We start from the raw sequence: 5921 nt of genomic DNA on the forward strand, positions 1-5921 counted from the left end.
TCGTTCCCACGCTCCGCGTGGGAATGCAGTCCGGGACGCTCTGCGTCCCAAAGCGAACGCGGAGCGTCCGTTGAGGCATTCCCACGCAGAGCGTGGGAACGATCATCACAGGCCTACAACATCCTCAGCCTGCAAACCCTTCTCGCCAGTGATCACCGCGTACTCGACCTGCTGGCCTTCAGTCAGCGACCGATGACCTTCGCCGCGAATCGCGCGGTAGTGCACGAACACGTCCACCCCGTCTTCGCGCTGGATAAAGCCGTAGCCCTTGGCGTCGTTGAACCACTTCACGTTGCCGGTTTCACGTGTTGCCATCTGTTCATACTCCTTTTTTATTATTGGACAGGCTTTTCGCAGGAAAGCCTTCGCGGAACGTCAGCCTGCGTCCGACGTCCATAAAAGGGCCCCGGCGACAGAGCGCCGAGTATATGACAGGCGCGAAAACTCTCAACAGGAGATTACTTCGCCGCTTTTTTGCCGATTTTCGGTGAATACGGCAAACTGTCGACCGCCCGAGCATCTGCTCGGTTTTATTCACTCACGCAGAAGCCGTATGACCCGTTCCCCGTTCCGCCGTCTTGTGTTTGGCACCTTGCGCCGACTGTTGTACCTCTGGGTTCGCTCGGAGACGATCAACCAGTCGTCGTTCACCCTCAACCTCGACCGCAGTCGTCCGGTGTTCTACGTCCTGCAAAACCCTTCGCTGACCGATCTGGCCGTGCTCGACACCGAGTGCACCAAGGCCGGCCTGCCGCGTCCGGTGCTGCCGGTGTCGGTGGGTTCGCTGATCGAACCGGCGGCGTTTTTCTACCTGACGCCGGATCCAGACTGGCTCGGCCGCCAGGACAAGCGCGGTGCGCCGCCGACCCTGACCCGCTTGGTCAGCGCCCTCACGCAAAACGCCGCCGAGGATGCACAAATCATCCCGGTCAGCGTGTTCTGGGGCCAATCGCCGGACAGCGAAAACAGTCCGTGGAAGCTGCTGTTTGCCGACAGCTGGGCGGTCACCGGACGTTTGCGTCGCTTGCTTAGCATCATTGTTCTCGGGCGTAAAACCCGAGTGCAGTTCTCCGCGCCGATTCACCTGCGCGAGCTTATCGAGCACAACAAGGGTCACGAGCGCACCGTGCGTATGGCCCAGCGCATCCTGCGGGTACACTTCCGCAACCTCAAAGCCGCCGTCATTGGCCCGGACATTTCCCACCGTCGTAATCTGGTCAAAGGTCTGCTCAACCAGCCGCTGGTCAAGCAAGCGATCCTCGACGAAGCCGAGCGCGAAAACATCTCGCCGGAGAAGGCCAAGGCCCAGGCCTTGCGCTACGGCAACGAGATCGCCTCGGACTACACCTACACCGCGATCCGCTTCCTTGAAGTGGTGCTGAGCTGGTTCTGGAACAAGATTTACGACGGCATCAAGGTCAACCACATCGAAGGCGTGCAGAAAGTCGCTCAGGGTCACGAAGTGATCTATGTGCCGTGTCACCGCAGCCACATCGACTATTTGCTGCTGTCGTACCTGCTGTTCCGCAACGGCCTGACCCCGCCGCACATCGCCGCCGGGATCAACCTGAACATGCCGGTGATCGGCAGCCTGCTGCGTCGCGGCGGCGCGTTCTTCATGCGCCGCACGTTCAAGGGCAACCCGCTTTACACCTCGGTGTTCAACGAATACCTGCACACCCTGTTCACCAAAGGTTTCCCGGTCGAGTACTTTGTCGAGGGCGGCCGTTCGCGCACCGGGCGCATGCTGCAGCCAAAAACCGGCATGCTCGCGATTACGATGCGCAGTTTCCTGCGTTCGTCGCGCATGCCGATCGTATTTGTGCCGGTGTACATCGGTTACGAACGCGTGCTCGAAGGTCGTACCTACCTCGGCGAACTGCGTGGCGCGAGCAAGAAGAAAGAATCGATCTTCGATATTTTCAAAGTCATCGGTGCGCTCAAGCAGCGTTTCGGTCAGGTCGCCGTCAACTTCGGTGAGCCGATCAAACTGGCGGAATTCCTCGACGCCGAACAGCCGGACTGGCGCCAGCAGGAACTCGGCCCGCAGTACAAACCGACGTGGCTCAACGAAACCACCAACCGTCTCGGCGAGAAAGTCGCGCAGCATTTGAACGAAGCGGCGGCGATCAACCCGGTCAACCTGGTGGCGCTGGCGCTGCTCTCGACTACGCGTCTGGCACTGGACGATCGCGCCATGGCGCGGGTGCTCGATCTGTACCTGGCGCTGCTGCGCAAGGTTCCGTATTCGCCGCACACCACCTTGCCAGAAGGCGATGGCCGCGCGCTGATCGAGCATGTGAAGGACATGGACCTGCTCGCCGAGCAGAACGATGCGCTGGGCAAGATTCTCTATCTGGACGAGCAAAATGCCGTCCTGATGACCTATTACCGCAACAACGTGCTGCACATCTTCGCATTGCCGGCGCTGCTGGCGAGTTTCTTCCAGAGTGCCTCGCGCATGAGCCGCGAACAGATCCTGCGCTACACCCGCGCGTTGTATCCGTACCTGCAATCGGAGCTGTTCATTCGCTGGACGCTGGACGAACTGGACGGTGTGGTCGATCAGTGGCTGGAAGCGTTCGTCGAGCAAGGCCTGCTGCGTTTCGAGAAGGATGTGTACCTGCGCCCAGCACCCAGCTCGCGGCATTTCGTGCTACTGACGCTGCTGTCGAAGAGCATCGCTCAGACCTTGCAACGCTTCTACATGACCGTGTCCTTGCTGCTCAACAGCGGCCAGAACAGCATCAGCGCCGAAGAACTGGAAGACCTCTGCACCGTCATGGCCCAGCGCCTGTCGATCCTCCACGGCCTCAACGCTCCGGAGTTCTTCGACAAGAGCCTGTTCCGCCACTTCATCCAGACCCTGCTCGACCTCGACGTGCTGCGTCGCGACGAGGCCGGCAAACTGAGCTATCACGAACTGCTCGGCGAACTGGCCGAAGGTGCGGCCAAACGCGTGTTGCCGGCGGAGATTCGTTTGTCGATCCGTCAGGTCGCGCTGCATCGCAGTGAGGATGCTGCCGATCAGGTCATCACTCATCCCGAGACCTGATGCAAACCTGGTGGGAGCGAGCAGGCTCGCTCCCACATTGAAAGGAGAACTTCCGATGAAAAAACTCACCCTGCTTGCCGCTGCCGCGCTGCTCAGCGCCTGCCAATCGACCACACCTGCCGGCAAGGTCGGCCTCGACGGTGAAGTGTTCTACTTGCAGCGCATCGCCCTGCCACCGAGCGCAACCCTCAGCGTGAGCCTGCAAGACGTTTCATTGGCCGACGCGCCAGCCGTCGTGCTGGACGAGCAAAAAGGCCCGGTCAAAGGCCAGGTGCCTCTGCCCTTCCACTTGAGCTACGATCCGGCCCAGGTCAAACCCGGCCACCGTTACTCGGTCAGCGCGCGCATTGAAGTCAACGGCGAACTGATGTTCGTCACCACCGAAAGCCATGCCGTGCAACTCGACGGCAACGACCCGCTGCCGCTGAAAATCCGCGTCGACGCCGTTCGTTAATTCATTTTCCGCAGCCCTTTTCCGCAACAAGGAAGCCGCCATGCTCCGCCCTACCCTTCGCTTCGCCGGCCTGTGTGCAGGCCTGATGATCTCCGCCAGCGCACTGGCCCTGTCGCTCAGTGACCTGTCGCAACAAGACGCCACCGGCGGCCTCAAGGATGCCCTGACCCAAGGCGCGCAAATCGCCGTCAAACAACTGGGCACCCCCGGCGGGTTCAGCAACAACCCCGACGTGAAGATCGAGCTGCCGGGCAAACTCGGCAAAGCCGCGAGCAAGATGAAAGCCTTCGGCATGGGCGCCCAGGTTGAAGAACTGGAAACCGCGATGAACAAGGCTGCCGAATCCGCCGTGACTCAAGCCCAGCCAATCCTCGTCGACGCCGTGAAGAAAATGAGCGTGGCAGACGCCAAAGGCATCCTCAGCGGCGGCAAGGATTCGGCCACGCAATACCTCGACAAATCCAGCCGCGAACAGATCCGCGCCAAGTTCCTGCCGATCGTCAAGCAAGCGACCGACAAAGTTGGCGTGGCACAGAAGTACAACGCGTTCGCAGGCCAGGCCGCGACGTTTGGTGTGGTGGACGCGAAGAGCGCCAACGTTGAAAACTACGTGACCGAGCAAGCGCTGAATGGCTTGTTCGAGATGATCGGCAAACAGGAAGAAACCATCCGCCAGAACCCGGCTGCTGCGGCGACCAGTCTGGCGAAGAAGGTGTTCGGCACGCTTTAAGCGGTCACAACATGGGGGCGAAGGAATTCGCTCCCATGCTTCCATCCACCGACAGGGTTACGTAAAAAGAACACCCACTCCCGTCCCATCTTCCTTCGTTCAAAAACCTGTAACTCGTCTAATCCGTCTAGTGCCGACATCGCCTCGCTATACGAGCAAGCAAAATTCTCAGCCACATTGCTCGCTGTGAACTCCTTCGCCACTCCGTTTTTGGCCACCTCGTACAACGCGCGTTGTTTTTCCGTGAGTTGCTCAAAGAAGCCGCAATTCTTCAGCCTGCGCTCGAACGCTTCGGTACACCCGACGCTCTTGCGGTAAACATCGGTAAACCCGAGCACCGCTCGCTGGATCACCGAACACTGGAATTCGATGAAGTACGTCAGATCCAGCTCATCCGCCTCGGTGTGCAGGTATGAGCGTCCATATTTCACCGGTGCATTGCGCAGTAACAAACTGATCGCTACGTAGCGAAAAGCCGCAAACTCGTTCTTGAACATGAACCAGTAAAACAACGCTCTGGCGACCCGCCCATTGCCGTCGCGAAAGGGGTGTTCGTAGCCCATGGCAAAGTGCAACGTGATCGCCTTGATCAGTGGATGCAGGTAGTTCTTCTCGTGCGGTGAGGCTTCGGGCAGGTTGATCCAGTGCGACAGTGTCTCCAGCCGCGCGGCCAATCCTGCCGCAGGTGGTGGCCGGTGTACGGTATTGCCCGCGCCATCCTGAACAACCACTTCATCATTGATCCTGAATACTCCGGGAGAGTACTTTTCGTCATCGATGCCCTCGACTCCCACCCGATGAATCGCTGTGATCAAGTCCACGCTCATGGGTTCGTAACGCCTCTCCCAGGCAAAATTCATCATCCGGTAATTACCCATCACCATACGTTCATCCGGAGTACGAGGCTGGCGCTGGTGTTTGAGCATGTCCTTGGCCACACGCGTAGTGGTTGCTGCGCCTTCCAACTGGCTACTGGCAATCGCTTCATCTTCGATCAGATCATTCAACAGATAACTGAAATGCGCCCGCTCACCGATCTGGCTGGTCATGAATTCCAGCGCGGCCGTACTGGCCTGCCGATCCACGATGGAGATGGTTTTCTGTGCCAACGGCGTCAGCAGATACTTGCCCCATTGCACCGGCTCGCCCAACGGCAGAAGGTTGATGTACTGGGCCGCCCGCGCCTTCTTGACCAAGGCCCAACACAGCTTGGCCTCCAGCCCTGGCGCCCAGCGATAACGCAACGCTTCAAATGGCAGATAACGACCTTGATCATCGAGCGGCTTGAGCAGCGCAAGATAATCCGCCAGACGATGTTTGTGGGGCGGGCGCACCAATAAGTCAAACACCGGGTCGGATCGGCCCTTCAAGGGTGGAGGCTTTTTCATCAAGGCGGACTCAAGGACTCTGGAAAAGCAGAGGCTTGAGTACAGCACTCGCGGCACCCAGGCTCAATATCGGAGGTTTCTGAAAAAGATGTAGGAAGTGGCGGAGGCAGAGCGGGCTATGGTCGTCAGCTAGAGACTGGTCGGCTGTCAGGCCGCCTTCGCGAGCAGGCTCACTCCTACATTTGGATTGAGTACATCTGCAAAAAACAGGTCGGCTGTCAGGCCGCCTTCGCGAGCAAGCTCGCTCCCACAGTTGGATTGCGTACATCTGCAAAAAACAGGTCGGCTGTCAGG

The 5921-nt window shown here is 59.2% G+C and carries 5 protein-coding genes; 3 read left to right on the forward strand and 2 right to left on the reverse strand.

From position 1 onward, the window contains the following. Positions 1 to 105 precede the first annotated feature (105 nt). Positions 106 to 315 (reverse strand): cold-shock protein, encoded by a 210-nt coding sequence (locus ACWR1S_RS30505; protein ID WP_007908870.1) that lies wholly within the window; start codon positions 313 to 315, stop codon positions 106 to 108. A gap of 238 nt (positions 316 to 553) precedes the next feature. On the opposite strand from ACWR1S_RS30505, the gene plsB reads away from it, so the two are divergent. Genes plsB through ACWR1S_RS30520 form a run of 3 tightly spaced genes read left to right on the forward strand, consistent with a single transcriptional unit; the run spans position 554 to position 4239 of the window. Beyond that, on the forward strand, positions 554 to 3055 hold the full coding sequence (gene plsB / locus ACWR1S_RS30510) for a glycerol-3-phosphate 1-O-acyltransferase PlsB (protein ID WP_454566097.1): 2502 nt from the start codon (positions 554 to 556) through the stop codon (positions 3053 to 3055). A gap of 55 nt (positions 3056 to 3110) precedes the next feature. Then, positions 3111 to 3509 (forward strand): YbaY family lipoprotein, encoded by a 399-nt coding sequence (locus ACWR1S_RS30515; RefSeq protein WP_454566098.1) that lies wholly within the window; start codon positions 3111 to 3113, stop codon positions 3507 to 3509. Between the two features lie 40 nt (positions 3510 to 3549). After that, entirely contained in the window at positions 3550 to 4239 is a 690-nt protein-coding gene (locus ACWR1S_RS30520; RefSeq protein ID WP_454566099.1) for a DUF4197 domain-containing protein, read from the forward strand. Here ACWR1S_RS30520 and ACWR1S_RS30525 read toward each other — a convergent pair. Further along, a complete protein-coding gene (locus ACWR1S_RS30525; RefSeq protein ID WP_454566100.1) occupies positions 4236 to 5627 on the reverse strand; it encodes a Fic family protein in 1392 nt (463 codons plus the stop codon). The two genes, ACWR1S_RS30520 and ACWR1S_RS30525, sit on opposite strands and share 4 nt — an antisense overlap. Positions 5628 to 5921 lie beyond the last annotated feature (294 nt).

The sequence above is a fragment of the Pseudomonas sp. AIG genome, assembly GCF_977020205.1.

Excerpts from the sequence above, each read along its gene's own strand:
- plsB (WP_454566097.1), top strand. The coding sequence starts at position 554 with ATGACCCGTTCCCCGTTCCGCCGTCTTGTGTTTGGCACCTTGCGCCGA.
- ACWR1S_RS30520 (WP_454566099.1), top strand. The coding sequence starts at position 3,550 with ATGCTCCGCCCTACCCTTCGCTTCGCCGGCCTGTGTGCAGGCCTGATG.
- ACWR1S_RS30505 (WP_007908870.1), bottom strand. The coding sequence starts at position 315 with ATGGCAACACGTGAAACCGGCAACGTGAAGTGGTTCAACGACGCCAAG.
- ACWR1S_RS30515 (WP_454566098.1), top strand. The coding sequence starts at position 3,111 with ATGAAAAAACTCACCCTGCTTGCCGCTGCCGCGCTGCTCAGCGCCTGC.
- ACWR1S_RS30525 (WP_454566100.1), bottom strand. The coding sequence starts at position 5,627 with ATGAAAAAGCCTCCACCCTTGAAGGGCCGATCCGACCCGGTGTTTGAC.